This window comes from Nakamurella sp. GG22, assembly GCF_052976845.2.
Genome location: NZ_JBRIIO020000028.1, coordinates 1 through 20,268 on the forward strand (window position 1 = coordinate 1; position 20,268 = coordinate 20,268).

Sequence of the window (20,268 nt, forward strand, 5' to 3'; positions counted from 1 at the left end):
TGTTGCCGGAGCGGGGACGGGAGTACCTGGACAGGAAGCCGGGGGCGGGCGTCCTGATGGCAGGGGACGCCGCCGTCCGGGCATTCGAGAGCCGCGGCTGGATTTGGGGCGGGTCGTGGACCGACCCGGTCGACTACCAGCACTTCTCGGTGTCCGGCCGCTGAACCGGTCTCAGCCGGTGATCGCCGGTTCCAGTCGATGGATCGTGAGCTGCCCGGGGTCGACACCGCTGACCACGACGTCGGTCTCCCTGTCGGCGGGCACCCTTAGAGCGGAACACCCGTCGCCGGCGAAGATCTCGACGATGCCGGCGTCGATGACGACCCGGATCACGTCGGCGGTCGCCGGCACGGTCGCAGCCTCGCCGAGACCGGGTCTGGTGATCGTCAGCCGGCCTTCCTCGGGCGAGGCCTCGATCGCGAGCACCTCATCGTGCCCGGCCGTGAGCGCGACTCGCCAGTCTGGTCGACGGCCCGGCAGTTCGATGTCGAGACCCCGACTCCCTCCCGCCACCACGAGCCCGCCGCGGCCGGCGTCGTGCGAGATGGGCACGTCCCGCCGCAGCGCTTCCAGATCCGGATGGGGCCGCAGGCGCACCGTCCGATCGTGGCCGACCTCGACCACCATCGGCAGCGAGAGAGCACCCGCCCAGGGTTTCGACACCGGCGCCTGCGACGGGTCCTCACGGAGCCAGGACATGACGCACGGCCGGCCGACGGAATCGGTGAAACTGGTCATGGCGTAGGCGGTCTCATCGTGGGTGAGCCGGCTCCACCGCTCCGCGGTGAACATCACACCGTCGTAGCGGCCGACCGCACCGGCGACGTAATACAGCGTGTCCTTGTCCCACACCGACACCACGAGCACCCAGTCGGCGCCGACCCGGAACAGCTGCGGGCACTCCCACATCGTGCCGGTCCAGACCCCGTCGACGTCCGCACTGCTGCGCGAACACAGCACCCCGCCGTAGGTCCAGTTCTCTCCGTCCGCCGAGGTGTACTGAACGGCGAGCCCAGTCCCATCGGTCACGCCCGCACCCACCACCATCGACCAGCCCCGTTCGGTGCGCACCAGGCAGGGATCGCGAAAGACCCTGGCCGCGAGGTCATCCGGCGGCCCGGCGATGAGGACACTGTCGGTCGGCCGTTCCCAACGCAGCAGTTCCCGATCGGGCAGGGCAACCGCGATCCGGCCGATGTCCCATTTGTCCGCGAGCACGCTGGTGTAGAGGATCCGGAGCACTCCGTCGGCGAGTTGGGTGGCGCCGGTCCAGCAGCCTTCCTCGTCCGCGCGGGGACTCAAGGCGATCGGTAAGCGTCGCCAGCGGAGCAGATCCGGCGCCACAGCGTGGCCCCAGTGAACAGCCGCGGCCCACTCGGTACCGGCCGGGACGTGCTGATAGAAGAGGTGGTACTCGCCGCCCGCCCAGATGATGCCGTGCGGATCGTTGAGCCAGCCGCGCTCCGGCGTGAAATGCAGCCGGGGCCTGACGTGGCCACCATCCTGAGAAACGACAACGGGCGGCGGATCTGTCGGCGACATCCCTCCATTCTCGGGCCTCGCATGCGAGCGCGGCCGACCCGTTCGGCGGTTGACCGGTTGAATTCGCCCGGCGCTACCGTGTTCGAGCCGGTCGGCAGTCAGCCGCCGACCCTGCTGAAAGGACCCCGATGCGGATCGCCCTGGCCAACGACCACGCCGGTTTCCCGTTGAAGGGCGAGATCTGGCAGCTCCTCGAGTCCGCCGGTCATGTGGTCGCCGATTTCGGCACCTTCGACGAGAACGCCTGCGACCTGCCTGATTTCGTCTACCCGGCAGCGCTGGCGGTCGCCCGCGGCGAATGCGAGCGCGGGATCTTTGTCGACGGCGTCGGGTACGGCAGCGCGATGATCGCCAACAAGGTGAGCGGGATCTTCGCGGCCGTCTGCCAGGACCCGTTCTGCGCCGGACTCGCCCGGTCGCACTCGAACACCAACGTGCTGTGCCTGGGCGCGAAGATCATCGGATCCGCGCTGGCGCTGGACATCGTCCGGGTCTGGCTGACCACCGACTACCTCGGCGGACCCGGCGGCGAGGAGAAATACCGGCGCCGGGTGGAGAAGGTGGCGGCGATCGACGACCGGCACCTCCGGCCGCTCACCGAACTCGACAGCCCGACCCTGGACTGACGGCGGCTCAGCGCGGGCGAGGCGGGGCAGGGAGACTGGGACCGTGCAGCTACCCGTCATGCCTCCCGTCTCGCCCATGCTGGCAAAGCCGGTCAGCGCCATCCCCGCCGACCAGTTGTACGAGCCCAAGTGGGACGGCTTCCGGTCGATCATCTTCCGCGACGGCGACGACGTGGAGATCGGCAGCCGGAACGAACGCCCGATGACCCGGTACTTCCCTGAGGTCGTCGAGGCGGTGAAGGCGAACTTCCCACAGCGGGCGGTGATCGACGGCGAGATCATCGTCGCAAACCTGGAGGGCAACACTCTCGACTTCGAGGCGCTGCAGCAGCGCGTCCACCCGGCCGCGAGCAGGGTCAAGATGCTGTCGAGCGCGACGCCGGCCAGCTTCGTCGCGTTCGACCTGCTCGCGATTGGCGACGACAACCTGATGGACCGACCGCTGATCGAACGCCGGCAGGCCCTCCAGGAGGCGTTGTCCGACGCGCAGCCGCCGATCCACATCACCCCCGCGACCACGGACATCACCGAGGCGGCGCGGTGGTTCGAGGAATTCGAGGGCGCCGGACTGGACGGGCTGATCGCGAAGAAGCTCGACCTGCGCTATCAGCCCGACAAGCGGGTGATGAGCAAGATCAAGCACGAGCGGACCTGCGACTGTGTGGTCGCCGGCTACCGGGTGCACAAGTCCGGGCCCGACACGATCGGCTCGGTGCTGCTCGGCCTCTACGACGACCGTGGCGTGCTGGCCTCCGTCGGGGTGATCGGCGCCTTCCCGATGGCGACCCGCAAGAAGCTTTTCGAAGAGCTGCAGCCGTGGGTGACGACGTTCGAGGGCCACCCGTGGAACTGGGCGGCGCACGAGGGTGGCGAGCGGACGCCGCGGAAGAACGAGACCAGCCGGTGGAACGCCGGCAAGGACCTGTCGTTCATCCCGCTGCGGCCCGAGCGGGTGGTGGAGGTCCGATACGACTACATGGAGGGCGTCCGGTTCCGGCACACGGCCCAGTTCGTCCGTTGGCGGCCCGATCGCGACCCAGAGTCCTGCACCTACGAACAGCTCGAGCGGCCGGTCCGGTTCAACCTCGCCGACGTCCTGACAAGCGGCTGACCGGCCGGATGGCCTCGACCGCGGATCCGCTCCGGTATCCCGCCGTCGTCGCCGAACTGCGTGCCGCGGGCTGCGTGTTCGCCGAGGACGAGGCGCGGCTGCTGCTCGCGGATGCGCGGTCGCCCGAGCATCTCGGGGAGATGGTCGTAAGGCGGGTGGCCGGCGACCCGCTCGAGTACATCCTGGGGTGGACGGACTTCTGCGGTGTGCGGATCGCCGTGCGGCCAGGCGTTTTCGTGCCGAGGCAGCGCACCGCCCTGATGGTGACCGAGGCGATCGTGCTTGCGCGGCAACGTCAGTCCGCCGCCAGCGGTCGGCCGGTGGTCCTGGACCTGTGTTGCGGCGCCGGAGCGGTCGGCGCCGCGGTGGCGGCTCGGCTGGGCCGCTGCGAGATCTACGCCTCCGACATCGATCCGGTCGCGGTGGCCTGCGCGCGGCTGAACCTGCCCCCGGACGCCGGCACGTTTGTGGGGGATCTCTATGCACCACTGCCGGACGCCGTCCGTGGACGGGTGGACGTCCTGGTCGCGAATGCGCCCTATGTGCCCACCGACGCTGTCCGGCTGATGCCTCCGGAGGCGCGGCTGCACGAACCGCGGGCGGCGCTCGATGGCGGCAGCGACGGCCTGGCGTTGGTTCGCCGGGTGATCCTGGAGGCTTCGGTTTGGTTGTCGCCCGACGGTGCGCTGCTCGTCGAGGCCAGTGACGGTCAGGCAGCCGCGGCGGTCGCCGCCGCTCGCGCCGCTGGTCTCGCGGCGCGGGTCGCCCAGGACGACGACATCGGCGCAACCGTGGTGATCGCCGGCCGGCGGGCGATGCACGAACCCTGATCGCAGAAGGCCCTGCGATGCAGGTGGCAGTCGACCGATGAGTTCCGGGCGGGTGCGGCGTCACGTCTGGAGGTAGACGCAACCCGCGGACGCCCACCACCACGTCGCTCCACCTGGAGGAACCTTGACGCTCAGCACCGGTACCGCCATCTCCGGCACCCTGACGGTGCCCGGAGCCAGGCTGTACTACGAGGTCAGGGGCACCGGTCCGGTGATCGCGTTGGTGGGTTCCCCGATGGACGCCCGGTCGTTCGAGCCGCTGGCCGAGATCCTGGCGGCCGATCACACGGTGCTCACGACGGATCCGCGCGGCGTCAACCGCAGCCCGCTCGACAATCCCGACGACGACTCCACTCCCGAACTGCGAGCGGACGACCTGTCGCGATTGCTCAGCCATATCCGGGCTGAGCGTGCCGTGGCGTTCGGATCGAGCGGCGGGGCAGTGACCGTGCTGGCCCTTGCCCAGGCCCGCCCCGACAAGGTGCACACGGTGATCGCGCACGAGCCGCCGCTGGAACAGTTGCTCGGCGACGCGGAGCAGCGCCGGGTCGCGATGGAGGACATGATCGCGACCTACCTGTCGGACGGGCCCGCCGCCGCCTGGGCGAAGTTCATGGCCGAGGCAAACATCGACATGCCGGAGGAGGGCGGGCCCACCGGCCCGATTCCGGAGCCGGCCGATCGCGACCCGCAGGAGGCCGCCGACGAGCGTCACTTCTTCCTGCACGAGTTGCGCGGCACAACCCTGTGGCGGCCGGATATCTCGGCGCTCCGGGCCGGCGCCACGCGCATCGTGGTGGGTATTGGTGAGGACTCCGCCGGCGAGGTCTGCGACGACACCTCACGGGCGCTGGCCGCCGCGCTCGGTATCGAACCCACGATGTTCCCGGGCGGGCACATTGCATTCGCGGAGGATCCCCCGAGCGCCGCCGACGCGCTGCGCGAGGTGCTGAACGCGGGCTGACCTTCCACGGGCCGGCAGCTAGCCGCGGCGGGCGGCGGCTTCTTCGTCCACGGTCCCGTCCCACTCCGACAGCGGCGCGGGGTGCCGGTGCCAGTGCACCTGACGCGGCCGGTCGTTGAGCTCCCGCCGGCCGTTTGCCCACAGCAGGGTCTGCCAGGTATCGGTGTCCTTCGGCGCCCAGGGGAAGAGTCGGCGGAGCACCGCCTGGCTGAGCACCTCCGATGGTTCGAACTCCAGACCGAGACCCAATGCAGCGTCGTAGGTGTGGATCAGGATCTCGTCACAGCCCATCGCCGCGAAACCCGTCGAATCGGCGAGCCCGTCCGGGTGCCAGCCGCGGTGTCCGGGTGGTACCCCGTCGGCGACGTAACCGAGCATCGCGCTGAACGCCGTGATGGTTCGGAGCAGGTCCGCCGGGTTGTCGGTCGGCCGGACCTTCAGGACCATCGTGCTGAGCTCCGTCTTCTCCGCGGACAGGTCGGTCGAGTACCAGAGCAGCACCTCACTGATGTGCGCGACGACCTCGCGCACCGACCAGGTCATGTCCGGGATCGGGCTGTCCCAATCCAGCCTCAGGGTCTTACTCAGGAACGATGTGCTGGCACGCGCTGACTGCTGAAGGCTCGATCCGTCCATGGCGGCAATTCTGAACCCAGGGCGCCCGCGAGGAGATTGTGGGTTCCGTCGGCGGTGAACGTCGTACGGCCTCGGGAACGTGACCTCGCTACCCCGGCATGGCCCGACCCCGGCAGATCGGCTTCGATTCATCGATTCTTGTCGTCGGCTCCGCCCAGTCTGCCGGATAGATCAAGGTGATGGACAAACTCGCATCGACCTTGCCGGTATTGGCGACAAAATGTGGACCGACTTCGGTGAAGCTCTCGCCTGGACCGAAAGTCTCCGCGCGTCCGCAACTCAGAGTTCGCTTGACTTTTCCGGTGATGACAGTGGCGATGACGATCCCTGGATGGCTGTGCCAGCCGGATGTGGCGCCGGGCTTATAGGTCAGCACGACATCATCGACCTTGACCGGCCCTTTGGTCTTCAGCTGGATCCCGTCGGCCTTCGACTTCTGCGGTCCATCGAGCACGCCGGATGATATTGGCGCCCGCCGGATGTCGCCGCTCGAAGGTGTTGCAGAGGCGGCGGTCGTCACGCCCAGCGCACCGGCAGTTGCGATGACGACCGCAGCGAACAACGCTTTCTTTCCCTGGCTGATGAGGTTGGGCATCTGAATTGGCCCCCTTTCATGAGGGTCCCATTCTGGCGTCGCAAGAAAACGCGGGCAATCCTGCCGTCAGAGTGATTCGGGTACGGACAGATGACTCATTCGGCGGTAGTCGTACGTCGGCGTGAGCCGCGTGTCATCTTGGACGGGATTGTCAGAAGGCACGGAATACGGGGGCCGCCTACTTCTCTATGCGGTTGCCCTCGTCATCCCAGTGCTCCGCAACCTTCTTGCTCGGCTGTACCCGCGGCGGTTCGCCCGGCTGCTTGGGGTAGTCAGGGGGCCAGTTCAATTCGCCGCCGGGCAGCGACTCCCAGAGCTGGAGCAGGGGTTCCAGCGAGTAGGCCTCCGCGTCCATCTCCGCCCACGGGTCACCGTCGGCGATGTAGTCCGGGATTGTCGTCAGGTTGAAGTCGCGAGGGTCCCCGACCTCCGACAGCCGGGCCCAGGACATCGGTGTGCTGACCGGTGCGCCGGGTCGGGCCCGAAGGCTCCAGGCGCTGGCGATAGTCCGGTCCCGGAGGTTCTGGTTGTAGTCCAGGAAGATCCGGGTGCCGCGCTGTTCCTTCCACCATGCGGTCGTCACGCCGCCGTCGCGTCGTTCGAGTTCGCGGCCCAGCCCGATCGCCGCGTGCCGCACCTCATCGAAGGTCCACCGGGGCTGGATGCGGACGAAGATGTGAATGCCCCGGTTGCCGCTGGTCTTGGCGAAGCCCCGCAGGCCCAGCTCCTCGAGCAACTCCCGGGTGACCTCCGCGACCCGCTGCGCGTCGGAGAACGAGGTTCCCGGCTGTGGATCGAGATCGAGCCGCAGCTCGTCGGGGTGGTCGACGTCGGGCCGCCGTACCGGCCACGGGTGCAGGGTCAGCGCACCCATCTGCGCGGCCCACACCAGCGACGCCACCTCGGTGGGGCACAGCTCCTCCGCGGTACGCCCGCTGGGAAAGGTGATCTTGACGGTCTCGATGAAGTCGGGCGCACCCTTCGGCAGCCGCTTCTGGTAAAAACCGTCGCCTTCCCGATCCATCGGTCCGGTGGCCAGCCGCATGCCCTCACGCCAACCGTCCGGCCATCGCTCCATGGCCGTTGGTCGCTCACCGATCGCCCGCATCAGCACGGTGCCGACGGCCGCGAAGTATTCGCAGACCTGGAGCTTGGTGATCGTCGGCGTCCGTTCCGTCGCCTCGTAGATGACCCGGTCAGGGCTGGAGACTCGCACTTCCCGCTCTCCGACCGTGACGAGCGCAGCGGGGGACTTGGCCATCGACGCAACCTATTACAGACCCGTAAGGAACGGGCCGGGAACGCCGAACCCGGTGTCGTTGTTGACTGAGGTATGACCACCAACAAGACCTACCAAGTTCAGAAGTCCGACGAGGAGTGGCGCTCGGAGCTCAGCCCGCAGGAGTACCAGGTACTCCGCAAGGCCGGCACGGAGCGGCCCTTCTCGAGTTCCTACGAGACCGACCCGACCGTCGGCGTGTACCGGTGTCGCGGCTGCGGCTCCGAGCTGTTCCGCAGCGAGCACAAGTTCGACGCGCACTGCGGCTGGCCGGCGTTCTACACCCCGCTGGCCGAGGACCGGGTGGAGCTGATCGAGGACCGTTCCTTCGGCTCCGTCCGCACAGAGGTGCGCTGCGCCACCTGCGGATCACACCTCGGGCACGTCTTCTCGGGTGAGGGCTACCCGACCCCGACCAACGACCGGTACTGCATCAACGGAGTGTCGCTGACCCTCGAGCCCGCCGAGGGCTGAGTGGCTGTGGCGCAATCGAGTGGGCGATTTCCGACGTTCCCGGGCCCGAAGAACGTCGGAATCTACCGAATGGATTGAACCCGGGGACGGGCGCTGCGTGGAAGGTCACCCCACGTGGCGCCCTTTCCGCGTCCGGACCCGCCCGCGCCGATGGAACACTCGAGACGTGAACTCCCGCATCGTGTCCGCCTTCCGCATCATCGCCGTCGTCGAGGCAATGACCTGGCTCGGCCTGCTCGTCGGCATGTACGTCAAGTGGGTCGCCGGCACCAGCGAGGTGGGCGTGAAGGTGTTCGGGCCGATCCACGGCGGCGTCTTCATCGCGTACGTCGTCCTGGCGCTGCTGACCGCGCGAATCCAGCGCTGGACCGTGTGGACGACACTGGCCGCGCTGGCCGCGTCCATCCCGCCGTTCTTCACCGTGTGGTTCGAACTCTGGGCGAAGCGGTCCGGCCGATTGGACCCCGTGCAGCAGCCCAGCGCGGCATTCGCCGGCTGACTGGCCACGGTCCTCCCGTCAGCGGACGATCGCTATCCCGTCCAGCAGTCGCTGCACGGACCAGACGAACTGCTCGGTGGAGATCCAGCCGGCAGTGACCTCTCTGGTGGCCACCGTCATCGGCCACTGACCACCGTCCAGCCATTCCAGCGCCGCCAGACGCCCGGCGATCCGGTCCTGCTCCGGCTGCAACGGCGGCTTTCCGTCCGTCTCCGCGACCTCCAGCGCGACCGCGCCGAGTACCTGGACGATGAGCGCGTAGCTGGCCCGGGACGCGTCTGCGGGTGTGAGCCCCCCGTCCACGATGGCCGCGATGAGCCGTTCGCCGACCAGCAGCGCCGTTGGTCCGTCCATCGGCGCTGTCATCATCAGCCGCGCAACTCCGGGGTGCCGCAGCAGCACCGTGCGCAGAGACGTCGCGTACTCCAGAACCGTTTGCTGCCAGGTCTTCTCGGAGCGGTCGAGCAGGGTGACGTCCGAATCGGACAGCACCCGCTCCACGATCTCCCGCTCGAGCGCCGCGCGGCTCGCCACGTAGGTGTAGAGCGCATTGGGCCGGACGCCGAGTAACGCCGCCACCGCGCGCACGGAGAGGGCGTCCGGCCCACCTTCGTCGACGACCTCGAGCGCGGCATCCACCACCTGGGCCAGGGCGAGGCTCCGCCGTGGACCACGCCGCCCTGGCGCCTTCCCGAGCTCGGCAGGTGCTTCGCCCACCCCATGGACAACTTCTGATTCGCCTCTTGACGTCTCGTCTGCCACGGGATTACTGTACAGCGTACAAACTCTGTACGCCGTACAACGAAGGAGCGGACATGATGACCACCACCCACCACGAGCAGCAGATCTCCCCGGTAACGCGCGACGGACGGCGACTGACCGCCGGACTGCTGATCGCCGGCGCCGCCGCCGTCAACCTGGCCTTTCTCGGGCTCGGGGCGGTCTTCGACTACCCGGACGTGCTGAACAAGCCCGCGGCCGAGGTGCTCGCCACCTTCGCGGCCAACCAACTGGTGATCAGCTTCTGGTTCCTGCTGCTGGCCGCCGGCGCCGGACTCCTCGCTCCGATCGCCATCCGGGTCGGGCGGCTGGGTACCTCGGCCGCGCTCCGCGCGTCGGTGCCGGTCGGAATCGCCGCGGCTGCCGTGCAGGTCGTCGGGTTGCTCCGCTGGCCGGTGCTGGTCCCCAGCCTCGCCGCACGAGCGGGTGATCCCGGTGCCGCCGACACCTTCGATTCCGCGAACCTGTGGCTGGGCACCGTGCTCGGAGAGTCCTTCGGGTACGCACTGACAGCCGCCTGGACAGTCCTGGTCGCCGTCGGCCTCTACAAGGCGGTGTTCCGCGGATCGCTGACCGGACGGGTCCTCGCCGTTACCGGCATACTGTCTGCCGCGCTGATCGCCGCCGGAATCGTGGAGCCGTTCGATGTCGCCGGGGCGGGGTTGGCCAACTTCGCCGGGTACGTCATCTGGAGCGGTTGGCTGGTCGCCGTGGCCGTCGTCATTCTCCGTGGAAAGTTCGCGGCCCCAGCTCCGGCGACCCGCAGCGCTGTCGAGGTCTGACCATGTCGCGCAGCCTCCTCGCTAACCTGACTTTCCGCAGCCGGGCGCTCTGGACCCTCGGATTTCTGGCTTTCCCGGTGGCCGGCATCGCCGGCGGCATCGTTGCCGGACCGGTGAACTCCCCCGCTGCCGCCCTGCTCGGCGGAATCGTCACCGGGGCAGTGATCGGCGCAGGTCAATGGCTGGCATCCCGCCGCCAACTCGAGTGGATCCGGTGGATCCCGGCCACCGCTGCGGGGATGGGCCTGGGCCTGCTGGCCGGTGCGGTCGCTGTCGACTTCGGCACCAGCCTGGCCGATCTGGCCCTGATGGGCGCCGTCACCGGTCTCGCCCTCGGTGGGGCGCAGGCCGTTGTCCTGCCGGTCGCGGCGCGACGACGCTGGATCTGGGCCGCTGCCCTGCCGGCGCTCTGGGCACTGGGCTGGACGGTCACCACCGCCGCCGGCGTCGACGTGGAAGCGCAGTACACGGTCTTCGGTGCCACCGGTGCGAGCACGGTGTCCGCGCTGAGCGGGGTGCTGTTGCTGTTCGTCCTGCCGCGCACTTCAAGGATCGCCGCGGGGAGTGCGGCATGAGTGGCCAGCACGTGGTCTTCGGTACCGGCGCCATCGGCCTCGCCCTGCTCGCCGCACTGCAGCGCCGGGACCTGGACGTACGACTTGTCAACAGATCGGGAGCAGCTCGGGTACCCGCCGACGTCGAGGTCGTTGCCGCGGACGCCTCCGACCCGGTACAGGCCGTCAGGGCGGCCCGCGGGGCCGCGGTGGTCTATCAGGTCAATGAACCCGCCGTACGCGGAGTGGTCGGCGAGATTCCCGGGCCTGCAGGCGGGCGTGCTGACCGCCGCCGAGGCGAGCGGGGCCCGGATGGTCAGCATGGAGAACGTCTACATGTACGGGCGTCCCGCCGGTCGGCCCTTGACCGAGGACCGGCCGAACGCCGCACACACCGCCAAAGGGCTGCTCCGCGGGCGAATGGCGGACGACCTGCTCGCTGCGCACCGGTCCGGCCGCGTTCAGGTCGCCATCGGCAGAGCGTCGGACTACTTCGGACCCGGCGGTGGTGCCCAGTCGAACCTCGGCGATCGGCTGTTCCCGCCCGCGCTGGCCGGGAGGACGGCATCGGTGCTGGGCGATCCCGATCAGCCACACACCTACAGCTTCATCCCCGACATCGCCGAAGGGCTGGCAGTCCTCGGCGAGCACCCGGACGCGGTCGGCGAAATCTGGCACCTGCCCAATGACCCGGCCACCAGTACAACGCGGGAGTTGGTCACCATCGCCTACCGGCTCGCGGGCCGGCCCGCCGCTCGACTGCGGACCATGCCGGGCTGGTTGCTGCGCGCGGGTGGATTGGTCAACCCGACGCTGCGCGAACTGGTCGAGATGCGGTACCTGTTCGACGAGCCGTTCGTCGTCGACAGCAGCAAGATCACCGACCGGCTCGGTGTCCGGGCCACCCCCGCCGAGCGGGCGCTGGCCATCACGTTGGCGAGCTACCAGGGCGTCAGGTAGAGCAAGATGCCGGTATGACGCCCCCGGACACCTACATCCACGGCCATCACGACAGCGTGCTGCGCTCGCACCGGTGGCGGACTGCCGAGAACTCGGCGGGCTACCTGCTCCCGCATCTGCGGCAGGGCCAGTGTGTCCTGGACATCGGTTGCGGCCCAGGCACGATCACCCTGGACCTCGCCCGGCTGGTCGAGCCCGGACAGACCGTGGGGGTGGACCGGGTCGGCCAGCCGCTGGTCGATGCCCGGCAGTCGGCCGCCGACGAGGGCGTGACCAACGTGGCGTTCACCGTCGGTGACGCCTATCAGCTCGACTTCCCGGCGAACACCTTTGACGTGGTGCACGCCCACCAGGTGCTTCAGCACCTGACCGACCCGGTCGCCGCCCTGAAGGAGATGGCGCGGGTGTGCCGGCCGGGTGGGGTGGTGGCCGCGCGCGACGCCGACTACGCGGCGATGACGTGGTATCCGCCGGATCCGCGGTTGGACCGCTGGCTGGAGCTGTACCACCAGGTGGCGGTGGACAACGGCGCGGAGCCCGACGCCGGCCGGCGGCTGCTGGCCTGGGCGCACCAGGCGGGGTTTGCGGACGTCGCCTGTTCGGCGTCGGTGTGGTGCTATTCGACCCCCGACGAACGCCGGTGGTGGGGGTCGACTTGGGCGGAGCGCGTGACCGAGTCGGCGTTCGCCCATCAGGCTGTGAGCGGTGGATTCACCGACCATGCCGAGCTGGAGCAACTGGCTGGGGCCTGGCGCGACTGGGGCTCGGCCGATGACGGCTGGTTCGCGATCCTGCACGGCGAGATCCTCTGCCGGGTTCAGTGACCTGAGCGGCCCCGATCAGCTGAAGCGCCACCTGGTCTGACCGTAGGTGCCCTTTGCGAATCCGTAGGCGGTCGACGGCCTGACCTCGTAGACATGGGCCCGGCCGGCGTGGTGGACGAACCCGCCGTCGGTCACCTCGAAACGCCAGTCGGAACCGTATTTCTCGAAGTAGGCGTCGGCAATCCTGCGCAGCCGTTCCGGATCCTCCACCGGGACGGCGTCACCTTCGACGACCAGGTCGAGGCCCTCCTTGAGCGAGTTGTTGCCTGTGGTGAGGACGACCTGCCGGTTCGCGTCCAGGTTCTTGGCCTTCCGCTCCTCCGGACCCGTACAGAAGTACCCCGCGCCGTCCAGCCACACCGCGATCAACGGTGTGACGTGCGGCCCTCCGGTTGGCCTGACGGTCGTCAGCCAGAAAAGTTCGGCTTCCGTGAGCTGCCGCCACGCGGTGTCCCAGGCGATTGCATCCGCCTCCGGATCGCTGTAACGGGCGTCGAGGTCGGTGCTCGGTGCTGTGCTGGCCATCGAATGATCCCTTCGGTCGGTCCAGCACAGACTGCGCCAACGTTGCCGATTCATCGGATCGGACCTCGATGGCGTGCGGTCTCACTGGGCAGGCACGGGCGCACCGAATCGAGCACCAGGCAACGTCGCAATAGGGAAACGTGGCAGTAGGGATCGTGGCAGCAGGGATCAGCGTGAACCCGGCTTCACGGCCGCCGCGAGGTCGACCCGTCGGTGCATGCCGAGCCCTTCGACGTCAGCGATGCGAGCGCTGCACGGCTCTCGGTCCTGCGCCGGCCGCACGGAGCAGGCCTCGTCCGGCGATTGCCAGGACAGCGACCGTGACCACCATCGGCGGCGAATTGGTGCCGCTGCGTTGCTCGCGCTTGTCGATCCACTTCGGGATCGCTGTGACGGTGAAGTGCATGGCATTGATGGTCGCCGGGAGGAGGTAATAGCGCCTCGGCAGGACGGCGACGGACGCCATCGACCTGCCGTACGTCAACGGCCCCTTCCGCCGAGGCTCGACGGTTGCACCGTCGCGCCGTCTGATGGATCGCACGGCCATGGGCGGTCTCCTCACGGTGCAAGGCTCAGCGGGCGGCGGTCCGGACCAGCCAGCTGCAGGTGCATCCATTCTCGGCCTGCTCCGGGATGGTGGCACCGCCCCAATTGGGTGATCCTCGCAGACCGGATCTTCAGGGCGTCCACCGTTGGACGGCTTGCCGCCGTGGCAGGTTGACCCGGAACCATGTGAGAGACGCTCGCCGGGCATTGGCGACGCGGAAGCGATGACGCGGCATCGGAGATGGAGAACGTCACCTGGTGCGATATATCAATCCGACTGTTGCGGCCTGACAGGCGTCCTGGTTGATCGGTTTGTTGTGGAATTCGATGGTGGCGCCGGAGAAGATGGCGGATTGACCGGGTGCGAGCGTACGTCCGATGTACATGTTGGGGTCACGAAGGTCGTAGTCGGTGCTGTCGCAGACACCGTCAACTGCGCCCGCCGCCTTCGTCACCGTCGCGATCTCCACTGAGATGGCCTCGACGTAGATCGCCTCGGGACCGCGATTGACAATCTGCCCGCTGATGGGCGTGGATGCGAGACCCGGCGCGATGTCGACATTCGTCGAGATCTGTCCGATGTCGAAGGGTGACACCGGGGCGTCGTCATTCCCGGGTGACCCCGACCCGGTCGGCGTGGGTTCGATGACGACATCGTCGGGGAGTCCAGCATCGCCGCACGGTGGCTCGGCCGCCCGGGCCTGGTTCGGCACGGCACCGCCCACGACGATCCCGGAACCGATCACCAGCGCGGCCACGAGCGCGACCCTCCGCCCTCTCCGGCCTCCTGCACCCACGGACAGCAGTACACCGACAATCAGCAAGGCCGCGGCCACCACCAGCAGAGTCGTGACGGGGGAGCCGGTGGCGGCCAGTAGGTCACATCCCGGACCTGACTCCGAGAGCTGCAACGCTGCAGCGCTTCTGACTTCGACGTGCACGCTCATGAGATGGTGAACCCCGAACTGGTGGCGCCGGTGAGTCCGGTGGCCGAGATTTGCAGGGTGTATCCGGTCCCGGCCGCTGGTGCGGTGATGTTCAGCGTGAAGGTGGCCACACCTGCCACGGCCGAGACCACCTTCGTGCCGTTGAGGGTGCCACCAACCGGATTGGTGGCGATCGCGATCGTCACCGGGGCGGTGCTGGTGGTCAGGTTGTTGAACTGGTCGAGGATCCTGGCGGTCACCGCCGGGGAGAGCGTCGCGCCTCTCGCCGTGGATGTCGGTTGCTGGCCGAACGCGAGTTTTGCCGCCGCGGCCGGCAGTACGGTGACTGCTTGGCCGGCACTGGTCACCCCGGCCCGGCTGACCGTGATGGTCGGCGTGCCCGCCCGGGTGTCACCGTAGTAGAACGTGGTGCTCGAGGTCCCGACCGGGATGGTGACGGTCGTGACGGACGTTCCACTCAGGGATGCCGCGAAGATCTTGGTCCCGGCCGAGGAAGACGACAACGTCAGGGCGGTCCCGCCGGCAGGCGCGTTCGCAAGGTTTCCGAACTGGTCCTTGGCCTGCACCGTGACCGGTCCGAGCGACGCAGTGGACGACGCTGTTCCCGACAGCGGCGCGGAGGTGATGAGCAATTGGCTGGCAGCGGCCGCGACGACCGTCTGATTCTGCGTGGCGCTGGTCAATCCACCCGCGGCGGCGGTGACCGTGGGCGTGCCTGCGGTGGTGTCCCCGTAGTAGAGGGAGGCACTCGACAACCCCGCACTGACAGTCACGGTGGCGATGGGAACTCCACTGGAGCTGGCCGAGAACACCGTCGTTCCAGTAGATGTGGACGTGGGGGTGATTGTCACGCCGCCGGTCGGCGCCGCCGCCGCGTTGCCGTAGGCGTCACGCAACTGGACCGACAGCGGACCCAGGGTTGCGTTGCTGGACGCCGCTCCGGACAGCGCCGTCGTGGTGAAGGCCAGGGCCACCGGTGCGCCGGCCGTGATGGTGGCCGTTTGGGTTGCACTGGTCAAGCCCGTGCCGCTGACTGTGATGGTCGGTGTGCCGACTTTGGTGTCCCCGTAGTAGACAGTGGCGCTCGATCCACCCGGGGCGATCGTCACGGTGGTGATGGAAGGACCGCCGAGACTGGCCGAGAACACCTTGCTGCCGGTGGATGTCGAGGCGAGCGTGAGCGTGTTCCCGGTCACCGGAGCGACCGCGGTGTTTCCGAAGGCGTCGCGCAGCTGCACGGTGATCGGCCCGAGCGATGCCGTCGCCGATGCGGCTCCGGATAGTGCCGTCGAGGTGACCGCCAGCACGGTCGCCGCTGCCGGCGTGATGGTGGTGATCTGGCTTGCGCCGGTCAGTCCGGTGGCCGTCAGGTTGATGGTCGGAGTCCCGACCCTGGTGTCGCCGTAGTAGAAGGACACCGTGGACGAGGCGGCGGAGATGGTTCTGGTAGTGACCGCCGCCCCGTTGGCGGTGGCCGAGAAGACTTTGGTACCAGTAGAGTTCGATGACAACGCGATGATCTGTCCACCGCTGGGGGCAACGGCGACGTTCCCGAAGACGTCCCGCAGTTGGGCGGTGTACGGGCCACGCGCCGCGGTGGAGGACGCAGCGCCGGTCACCGGAGCTGTGGAGAACACGACCGCCGACGCAGTCGCACCGGTGATGGTGGCGTTCTGGGTGGCGCTGGTCAGCCCCGGTGAGCTGGCGGTGATCGCTGCGGTCCCTGCTTTGGTGTCGCCGTAGTAGAAGGACACGCTAAACAAGGCGGCAGCGATGGTGACCGAGGTGGTGGCCGTTCCGGAGGCGGTGGCGGCAAAAACCGTTGCTCCGGTGGACGATGTCGACAGCGAGATGACGAGGCCACCCGCCGGCGCGACGGAGGCGTTGCCGTACTGGTCACGGCTCTGCACGGTGAACGGTCCCCGGGCGGCGGTGGCGGAGGCGGCTCCGGTGATGGCCGTCGAGGTGAAGGCCAGTTGCGCGACGGGACCGGCCGCTGTGGTCGTCGACTGGGTGCCGGTCGTCAGACCGGACGAGCTGACGGAGATGGTGGCCGATCCGGCCTTGGTATCGCCGTAGTAGAAGGTCGTGCTGGACGCCCCCGCCGGGATGGTCACCGTCGTCGTGGGCGTACCGGACAGTGCTGCCGAAAAGACCTTCGTGGTGCTGGTCGAGGACGAGGTGAGAGTCACCGTGCGGCCGCCTGTCGTGGCAAGCACGGGATTGCTGGTGGAGTCCTGCAACTGCACGGTGAACGGCCCTCGTGACGCTGTGGTCGACGGGGCCGCGAGGGTGATGGCCGTCGACGTGATGGCGAGTTTCGTGGCCACCGTCGAGAGGATCGTCTGCACCTGGGTGGCGCTGGTATAGCCGCTGCGGCTGACCGTGATCGTCGGTGTGCCCGCTCTGCTGTCGCTGTAGTAGAACGAGGCGGAACTACTACCGATGGCGAAGATCAGCGACGTCGTGGTCGGCGTGCCGCTGGCAGACAGCGAGAACCTTTTCGTACCAGTGGAACTCGATGCCATCGTCGCGGTGGTGGAGGACGTCGCGACCGCGGTGTTGCCGAAGGTGTCGGTCAGCCGGACGGTGAGCGGTCCCAGCGTCGGCACCAGCGAGGCGCTTCCGGTGACGGGTGCGGACGTGAAAGCAAATCTGGAAGGCGCTGCGGGGGTGATCGTCTGTGTCTGCCGTCCGGTGCTGAAGCCCGTCCGACTTGCACTGATCTGCGGTGTCCCGGCCAGACTGTCGCCGTAGTAGAAGGAGACACTCGACGCCCCTGCCGGAATCGTGATGGTGGTGATCGACGTTCCCCCCGAGGTGGCGGCGAAGATCTTCGTCCCGGTGGACGACGACGACAGCGACACGACGGTGCCGCCGGCGGGGGCACTGGTCGGGTTGTCGAACACATCCTGCGACTGGATGGTCAGCGGACCTCGACTGGCCGTCGATGTCGCGATGCCGGTGACCGGGGCGGTGGTGAACACGAACTTGTACCCGGAAGCGGGGGTGATGGAGAAGGTCGTCGACGTTGCGGTCGTCAACCCGGGACTTGCTGCGGTCAATGAGTAACCGGCGCCGGCCTTGTTGATGCTGACGTCCGGAAAGGAGGCCACCCCGGCGGCGTCGGTCAGCTCCGTCACGGTGCCGGCCAACGCGCCGCCGGCCGGGTTGGCCCCGAAGGAGAGCGTGATCGGCACCCCCGCCTGCGCTGCCGCGGTGCCGCCCGCTGTCCGCAGCGCCACCACCACCGGCGGGCCGATGTCCTCACCGGCAATGGTGCTGGTCGGCTGCGTGGTGATCGCAAGCGCAACGGGCTTGGCGACCAGCACGCTGTCGCTCGGGGCGCTTGCGGCCGTCCACGACCGGTAGACCGACGTGACGACGTAGGAGTAGCTGCCGTCCGGGATCGCACCGTCGACACAGGATGTCCCCACGACCGGCACGACCTGGCTGCTGCCGCAGGCAGGCACGGTGGTCGATCCGACCCGCTCGACGTAATAGCCGGTCGGCGCCGGCAGGGTCAGCGGCGGGGTCCAGCTGACGGTGAGCGTTGAACTGCTGTCTGTCGGCACGGTGACCGCAGTAGGCGGATCCAACGTGCCGGTGGCGACGGTATCGGCGTTGGCACCGGTCGAAGACCAGTACGCCGCCGCAGGGACCACCCCGAACATCAGCAGATTCAGTACGCCGAGCACGATGACCCGAGCTCGAGCGGTGTGCTTCTTCACCGCAGGCAGTCCTCACTGTCGCGCGTACCGAATGGCCGGGGCGGCGTCGGCAACGGCGACGACGCCCCGGACCCGGTCAGCTCGCGAGGAAGTAGAGCGGGACGGTGGCGCCCTTGCACCCGTCCTGGTTCGCCCCTGTGTCGTCCATGGTGATGGTCACCGTTCCGTCGACGGTCTCTCCCGGATCGAGGGAGCCATAAACAATGTCGGGGACGCCGACCGTGTAATCGGCCGCGGTACAGGTCAGGACAGGGGGGCCAGGCACAGTTCGAGTCCACTCCGCGCCGCCGGCGTTTGCGACGGTGACGGTCACATTGGCGAGCTGCTGCACACCGGAGCTGGGATTGGTCACCGTGAACGCAACCGTCTGCGTCGGCCCACCGGGAGTGAGCGGGTCGCCGGTCGCTGCCGTGCTGGCCACGATGAAAACGACACTCGTACCGGTGGTTGCCGTTCCGACACCCTGCCCTGACGAGGTCCAGTACGCAAACGCAGCACCGCCTCCCAGCAGGATCAGTGCGGCGGCGACAACGATGACGGTCAGTCGCTTCTTCGTGCTGCTGAGACGTGTGCTCACGGGGCGTCCAATCCTTGGTGAAAGGCGTTGCGGGCGTGCGACATCGGAACGACCCTGTCCCGATCCCTCGGGTGCAAAAGGGCCATACGTCAAACCGCGTCGGGCTGTATCGCGTGCCGAAAACTAGATGCACATGAATAGTTCGGCTGATGGACATACTGCATGGGCCGCTAGCGTAAAAGGGACATTTCTAGCTACAACCACTCAAAGCAGGGCAAAGTCACTCGCTCGGGATCTACGGGAGCAGCGGTGGGTCATGACGAGCGACACCCGGGGAGGCCGTCACGGCCTCATCAAGCCGAAGCGTCACCTGGTGTGACTGTCGGCGGGGAACACAGCCCGTGCACCTGGTACCCGGCAACCGATCGGCGTGCCTTCGGGAGAGTGGCTCAGCCGGTGGGCACCTCAGCGCCCACCCGACCGAGGAACGCGACGGTGGCGGCGGAGATCTGTGCGGACGCATCCCCCCGGCTGATCGAAGGCTGACCGTCCCCGGGTTGCTCGCTGTAGTCGCCGAAGTAGGCGTGCACCCCGCCCTCGATCTCGGTGAAGGTGGTGTCCGGCGGCAGTTTGCTCTTGCTGAGCTCGATGTCGGCGGGCGTGGCGAGCAGGTCGTTGCTGCCGGAGATCGACTCCACCTCGAGGGTGTCGTCGGCCGACATGTCGTCCTGGGGGAATGAGGCCCACAACAGCAGACCGTCAACGGCGTCGAGGTGATCGGCCGCGAACCAGGAAGCGCTCACCCCGCCGAGGGAGTGGCCGCCGACCGCCCAGCGGCCGATCTCGGTATGGTCGGCGATCGGGCCGGCCGACTGCCCGACCTGGGTGATCGCCAAGCCGTAAGGCTCCTTGAGGATGACCACGAGGTTGCCGGCTTCAGCCGCGGGCCGGAGCAGCGCTGCGTAGGCGCGGGCATCGACCCGGGCTCCCGGGGAGAACACCAACCCGACTCCGGTGGGCGCCGGCGTGGTCGGGATGAACTCGATGGAGGTCGGGTGGTCGACGACGGTGACCGATTGATCACTCTGCAGTGCGGCCAGCGCATCCGGTCCGGCGGTGAACGGTCGAAGCCAACCCAGCAGGCCGACCCACCCGATCGCGAGCAGCGCGATGACGACCCGGCCGGCCATCCACCAGCCGCACCGCCGAGGTGACGGTGCCTGCGGATCCCCGCCCTGGGCGGTGCGAGCGCCATCCTGTTCCCACGGCGCGCCGTCCGGTTCCGGGTCCCGCCGCCAGGGCGGGAAGGCCGTTGCGACAAGGGTTAGTCCGACGGCGACGGTCACCAACAGCGTCGCCGGATACGCCGGATGGCCGTTCCAGATCGCGTCGAGCCGGCTGAGCAGCGCCCATGACGGGACGACGAGCAGCAGGAGACCGACGCCCAGCCGGAACCACCGAGCGGGCGTCATCGTCCTCGAACCCCTTGCTGGTCGCCGGTTGTGCTGAGCCCGGTCATCATGAGCCACGCTCGACCTCGGTGCAG

The 20,268-nt window shown here is 68.3% G+C and carries 22 protein-coding genes; 11 read left to right on the forward strand and 11 right to left on the reverse strand.

Going from position 1 to position 20,268, the window contains the following annotated elements:
• The first annotated feature begins 2 nt into the window (after positions 1-2).
• Complete coding sequence (locus ACVBEQ_RS22650) at positions 3-164, forward strand: M15 family metallopeptidase (protein WP_447155716.1); 162 nt, start codon at positions 3-5, stop codon at positions 162-164.
• Between the two features lie 7 nt (positions 165-171).
• Here ACVBEQ_RS22650 and ACVBEQ_RS22655 read toward each other — a convergent pair whose 3' ends face one another.
• Positions 172-1,542, reverse strand: a complete 1,371-nt coding sequence (locus ACVBEQ_RS22655; RefSeq protein ID WP_447155664.1) for a glycoside hydrolase family 32 protein — start codon at positions 1,540-1,542, stop codon at positions 172-174.
• Between the two features lie 128 nt (positions 1,543-1,670).
• Here ACVBEQ_RS22655 and ACVBEQ_RS22660 point away from each other — a divergent pair, with 128 nt between their 5' ends.
• The 4 genes from ACVBEQ_RS22660 to ACVBEQ_RS22675 all read left to right on the forward strand — a co-directional run bounded on the left by ACVBEQ_RS22660 (position 1,671) and on the right by ACVBEQ_RS22675 (position 5,073).
• Positions 1,671-2,168, forward strand: coding sequence for an RpiB/LacA/LacB family sugar-phosphate isomerase (locus ACVBEQ_RS22660; protein WP_447155665.1), 498 nt, complete (start codon positions 1,671-1,673; stop codon positions 2,166-2,168).
• Between the two features lie 43 nt (positions 2,169-2,211).
• A complete protein-coding gene (locus ACVBEQ_RS22665) occupies positions 2,212-3,279 on the forward strand; it encodes an ATP-dependent DNA ligase (RefSeq protein WP_447155666.1) in 1,068 nt (355 codons plus the stop codon).
• Between the two features lie 8 nt (positions 3,280-3,287).
• Positions 3,288-4,109: a putative protein N(5)-glutamine methyltransferase gene (locus ACVBEQ_RS22670; RefSeq protein ID WP_447155667.1), complete on the forward strand. Its 822-nt coding sequence runs from the start codon at positions 3,288-3,290 to the stop codon at positions 4,107-4,109.
• A 124-nt stretch (positions 4,110-4,233) separates the two neighbouring features.
• On the forward strand, positions 4,234-5,073 hold the full coding sequence (locus tag ACVBEQ_RS22675; protein ID WP_447155668.1) for an alpha/beta fold hydrolase: 840 nt from the start codon (positions 4,234-4,236) through the stop codon (positions 5,071-5,073).
• A gap of 18 nt (positions 5,074-5,091) precedes the next feature.
• Here ACVBEQ_RS22675 and ACVBEQ_RS22680 read toward each other — a convergent pair whose 3' ends face one another.
• From ACVBEQ_RS22680 to ACVBEQ_RS22690, 3 genes are all read right to left on the reverse strand, one after another.
• A complete protein-coding gene (locus ACVBEQ_RS22680) occupies positions 5,092-5,709 on the reverse strand; it encodes a maleylpyruvate isomerase N-terminal domain-containing protein (protein WP_447155669.1) in 618 nt (205 codons plus the stop codon).
• An 88-nt stretch (positions 5,710-5,797) separates the two neighbouring features.
• Positions 5,798-6,304, reverse strand: a complete 507-nt coding sequence (locus ACVBEQ_RS22685; RefSeq protein WP_447155670.1) for a cupin domain-containing protein — start codon at positions 6,302-6,304, stop codon at positions 5,798-5,800.
• A gap of 178 nt (positions 6,305-6,482) precedes the next feature.
• The gene (locus ACVBEQ_RS22690) at positions 6,483-7,565 is read right to left on the reverse strand and encodes a DNA polymerase domain-containing protein (RefSeq protein WP_447155671.1); all 1,083 of its coding nucleotides are present in this window, start codon (positions 7,563-7,565) and stop codon (positions 6,483-6,485) included.
• A 72-nt stretch (positions 7,566-7,637) separates the two neighbouring features.
• Between ACVBEQ_RS22690 and msrB the strand changes: the two genes are divergently transcribed.
• Complete coding sequence (msrB, locus tag ACVBEQ_RS22695; protein WP_447155672.1) at positions 7,638-8,057, forward strand: peptide-methionine (R)-S-oxide reductase MsrB; 420 nt, start codon at positions 7,638-7,640, stop codon at positions 8,055-8,057.
• A gap of 166 nt (positions 8,058-8,223) precedes the next feature.
• Positions 8,224-8,556 carry a DUF3817 domain-containing protein gene (locus ACVBEQ_RS22700; RefSeq protein ID WP_447155673.1) on the forward strand — a complete coding sequence of 111 codons (333 nt, stop codon included), beginning with the start codon at positions 8,224-8,226 and terminating at the stop codon, positions 8,554-8,556.
• A gap of 18 nt (positions 8,557-8,574) precedes the next feature.
• Here the strand turns inward: ACVBEQ_RS22700 and ACVBEQ_RS22705 are convergent, their stop codons facing one another.
• Entirely contained in the window at positions 8,575-9,318 is a 744-nt protein-coding gene (locus ACVBEQ_RS22705; RefSeq protein WP_447155674.1) for a TetR/AcrR family transcriptional regulator C-terminal domain-containing protein, read from the reverse strand.
• 53 nt (positions 9,319-9,371) lie between these two features.
• Between ACVBEQ_RS22705 and ACVBEQ_RS22710 the strand changes: the two genes are divergently transcribed.
• The 4 genes from ACVBEQ_RS22710 (at position 9,372) to ACVBEQ_RS22725 (ending at position 12,456) form a co-directional block, all read left to right on the forward strand.
• Complete coding sequence (locus ACVBEQ_RS22710) at positions 9,372-10,118, forward strand: DUF4386 domain-containing protein (protein WP_447155675.1); 747 nt, start codon at positions 9,372-9,374, stop codon at positions 10,116-10,118.
• Between the two features lie 2 nt (positions 10,119-10,120).
• Positions 10,121-10,693, forward strand: a complete 573-nt coding sequence (locus ACVBEQ_RS22715) for a hypothetical protein (RefSeq protein ID WP_447155676.1) — start codon at positions 10,121-10,123, stop codon at positions 10,691-10,693.
• A 204-nt stretch (positions 10,694-10,897) separates the two neighbouring features.
• Entirely contained in the window at positions 10,898-11,632 is a 735-nt protein-coding gene (locus ACVBEQ_RS22720) for an NAD-dependent epimerase/dehydratase family protein (protein ID WP_447155677.1), read from the forward strand.
• Positions 11,633-11,646: 14 nt separating this feature from the next.
• Positions 11,647-12,456 (forward strand): methyltransferase domain-containing protein, encoded by an 810-nt coding sequence (locus ACVBEQ_RS22725; protein WP_447155678.1) that lies wholly within the window; start codon positions 11,647-11,649, stop codon positions 12,454-12,456.
• 15 nt (positions 12,457-12,471) lie between these two features.
• On the opposite strand, the gene ACVBEQ_RS22730 is transcribed toward ACVBEQ_RS22725, so the two are convergent.
• The 6 genes from ACVBEQ_RS22730 to ACVBEQ_RS22755 all read right to left on the reverse strand — a co-directional run bounded on the left by ACVBEQ_RS22730 (position 12,472) and on the right by ACVBEQ_RS22755 (position 20,194).
• The gene (locus ACVBEQ_RS22730; RefSeq protein ID WP_447155679.1) at positions 12,472-12,981 is read right to left on the reverse strand and encodes a pyridoxamine 5'-phosphate oxidase family protein; all 510 of its coding nucleotides are present in this window, start codon (positions 12,979-12,981) and stop codon (positions 12,472-12,474) included.
• A gap of 235 nt (positions 12,982-13,216) precedes the next feature.
• Positions 13,217-13,528 carry a hypothetical protein gene (locus ACVBEQ_RS22735; protein ID WP_447155680.1) on the reverse strand — a complete coding sequence of 104 codons (312 nt, stop codon included), beginning with the start codon at positions 13,526-13,528 and terminating at the stop codon, positions 13,217-13,219.
• Positions 13,529-13,778: 250 nt separating this feature from the next.
• Positions 13,779-14,474, reverse strand: a complete 696-nt coding sequence (locus ACVBEQ_RS22740; protein ID WP_447155681.1) for a hypothetical protein — start codon at positions 14,472-14,474, stop codon at positions 13,779-13,781.
• Positions 14,471-18,205, reverse strand: coding sequence for a hypothetical protein (locus ACVBEQ_RS22745; protein WP_447155682.1), 3,735 nt, complete (start codon positions 18,203-18,205; stop codon positions 14,471-14,473). The genes ACVBEQ_RS22740 and ACVBEQ_RS22745 overlap by 4 nt, the downstream gene beginning before the upstream one ends.
• 76 nt (positions 18,206-18,281) lie before the next feature.
• Entirely contained in the window at positions 18,282-18,782 is a 501-nt protein-coding gene (locus ACVBEQ_RS22750; RefSeq protein ID WP_447155683.1) for a flagellar basal body-associated FliL family protein, read from the reverse strand.
• Between the two features lie 389 nt (positions 18,783-19,171).
• Positions 19,172-20,194: an alpha/beta hydrolase gene (locus tag ACVBEQ_RS22755; RefSeq protein WP_447155684.1), complete on the reverse strand. Its 1,023-nt coding sequence runs from the start codon at positions 20,192-20,194 to the stop codon at positions 19,172-19,174.
• Between the last annotated feature and the right edge of the window lie 74 nt (positions 20,195-20,268).

Bases quoted from the DNA above. Each gene is read 5' to 3' on its own strand.
- ACVBEQ_RS22670 (WP_447155667.1), top strand. From the start codon at position 3,288: ATGGCCTCGACCGCGGATCCGCTCCGGTATCCCGCCGTCGTCGCCGAA.
- ACVBEQ_RS22655 (WP_447155664.1), bottom strand. From the start codon at position 1,542: ATGTCGCCGACAGATCCGCCGCCCGTTGTCGTTTCTCAGGATGGTGGC.
- ACVBEQ_RS22740 (WP_447155681.1), bottom strand. From the start codon at position 14,474: ATGAGCGTGCACGTCGAAGTCAGAAGCGCTGCAGCGTTGCAGCTCTCG.
- ACVBEQ_RS22685 (WP_447155670.1), bottom strand. From the start codon at position 6,304: ATGCCCAACCTCATCAGCCAGGGAAAGAAAGCGTTGTTCGCTGCGGTC.
- ACVBEQ_RS22725 (WP_447155678.1), top strand. From the start codon at position 11,647: ATGACGCCCCCGGACACCTACATCCACGGCCATCACGACAGCGTGCTG.
- msrB (WP_447155672.1), top strand. From the start codon at position 7,638: ATGACCACCAACAAGACCTACCAAGTTCAGAAGTCCGACGAGGAGTGG.
- ACVBEQ_RS22690 (WP_447155671.1), bottom strand. From the start codon at position 7,565: ATGGCCAAGTCCCCCGCTGCGCTCGTCACGGTCGGAGAGCGGGAAGTG.
- ACVBEQ_RS22715 (WP_447155676.1), top strand. From the start codon at position 10,121: ATGTCGCGCAGCCTCCTCGCTAACCTGACTTTCCGCAGCCGGGCGCTC.
- ACVBEQ_RS22720 (WP_447155677.1), top strand. From the start codon at position 10,898: ATGAACCCGCCGTACGCGGAGTGGTCGGCGAGATTCCCGGGCCTGCAG.
- ACVBEQ_RS22755 (WP_447155684.1), bottom strand. From the start codon at position 20,194: ATGACGCCCGCTCGGTGGTTCCGGCTGGGCGTCGGTCTCCTGCTGCTC.
- ACVBEQ_RS22660 (WP_447155665.1), top strand. From the start codon at position 1,671: ATGCGGATCGCCCTGGCCAACGACCACGCCGGTTTCCCGTTGAAGGGC.
- ACVBEQ_RS22730 (WP_447155679.1), bottom strand. From the start codon at position 12,981: ATGGCCAGCACAGCACCGAGCACCGACCTCGACGCCCGTTACAGCGAT.
- ACVBEQ_RS22735 (WP_447155680.1), bottom strand. From the start codon at position 13,528: ATGGCCGTGCGATCCATCAGACGGCGCGACGGTGCAACCGTCGAGCCT.
- ACVBEQ_RS22680 (WP_447155669.1), bottom strand. From the start codon at position 5,709: ATGGACGGATCGAGCCTTCAGCAGTCAGCGCGTGCCAGCACATCGTTC.
- ACVBEQ_RS22710 (WP_447155675.1), top strand. From the start codon at position 9,372: ATGATGACCACCACCCACCACGAGCAGCAGATCTCCCCGGTAACGCGC.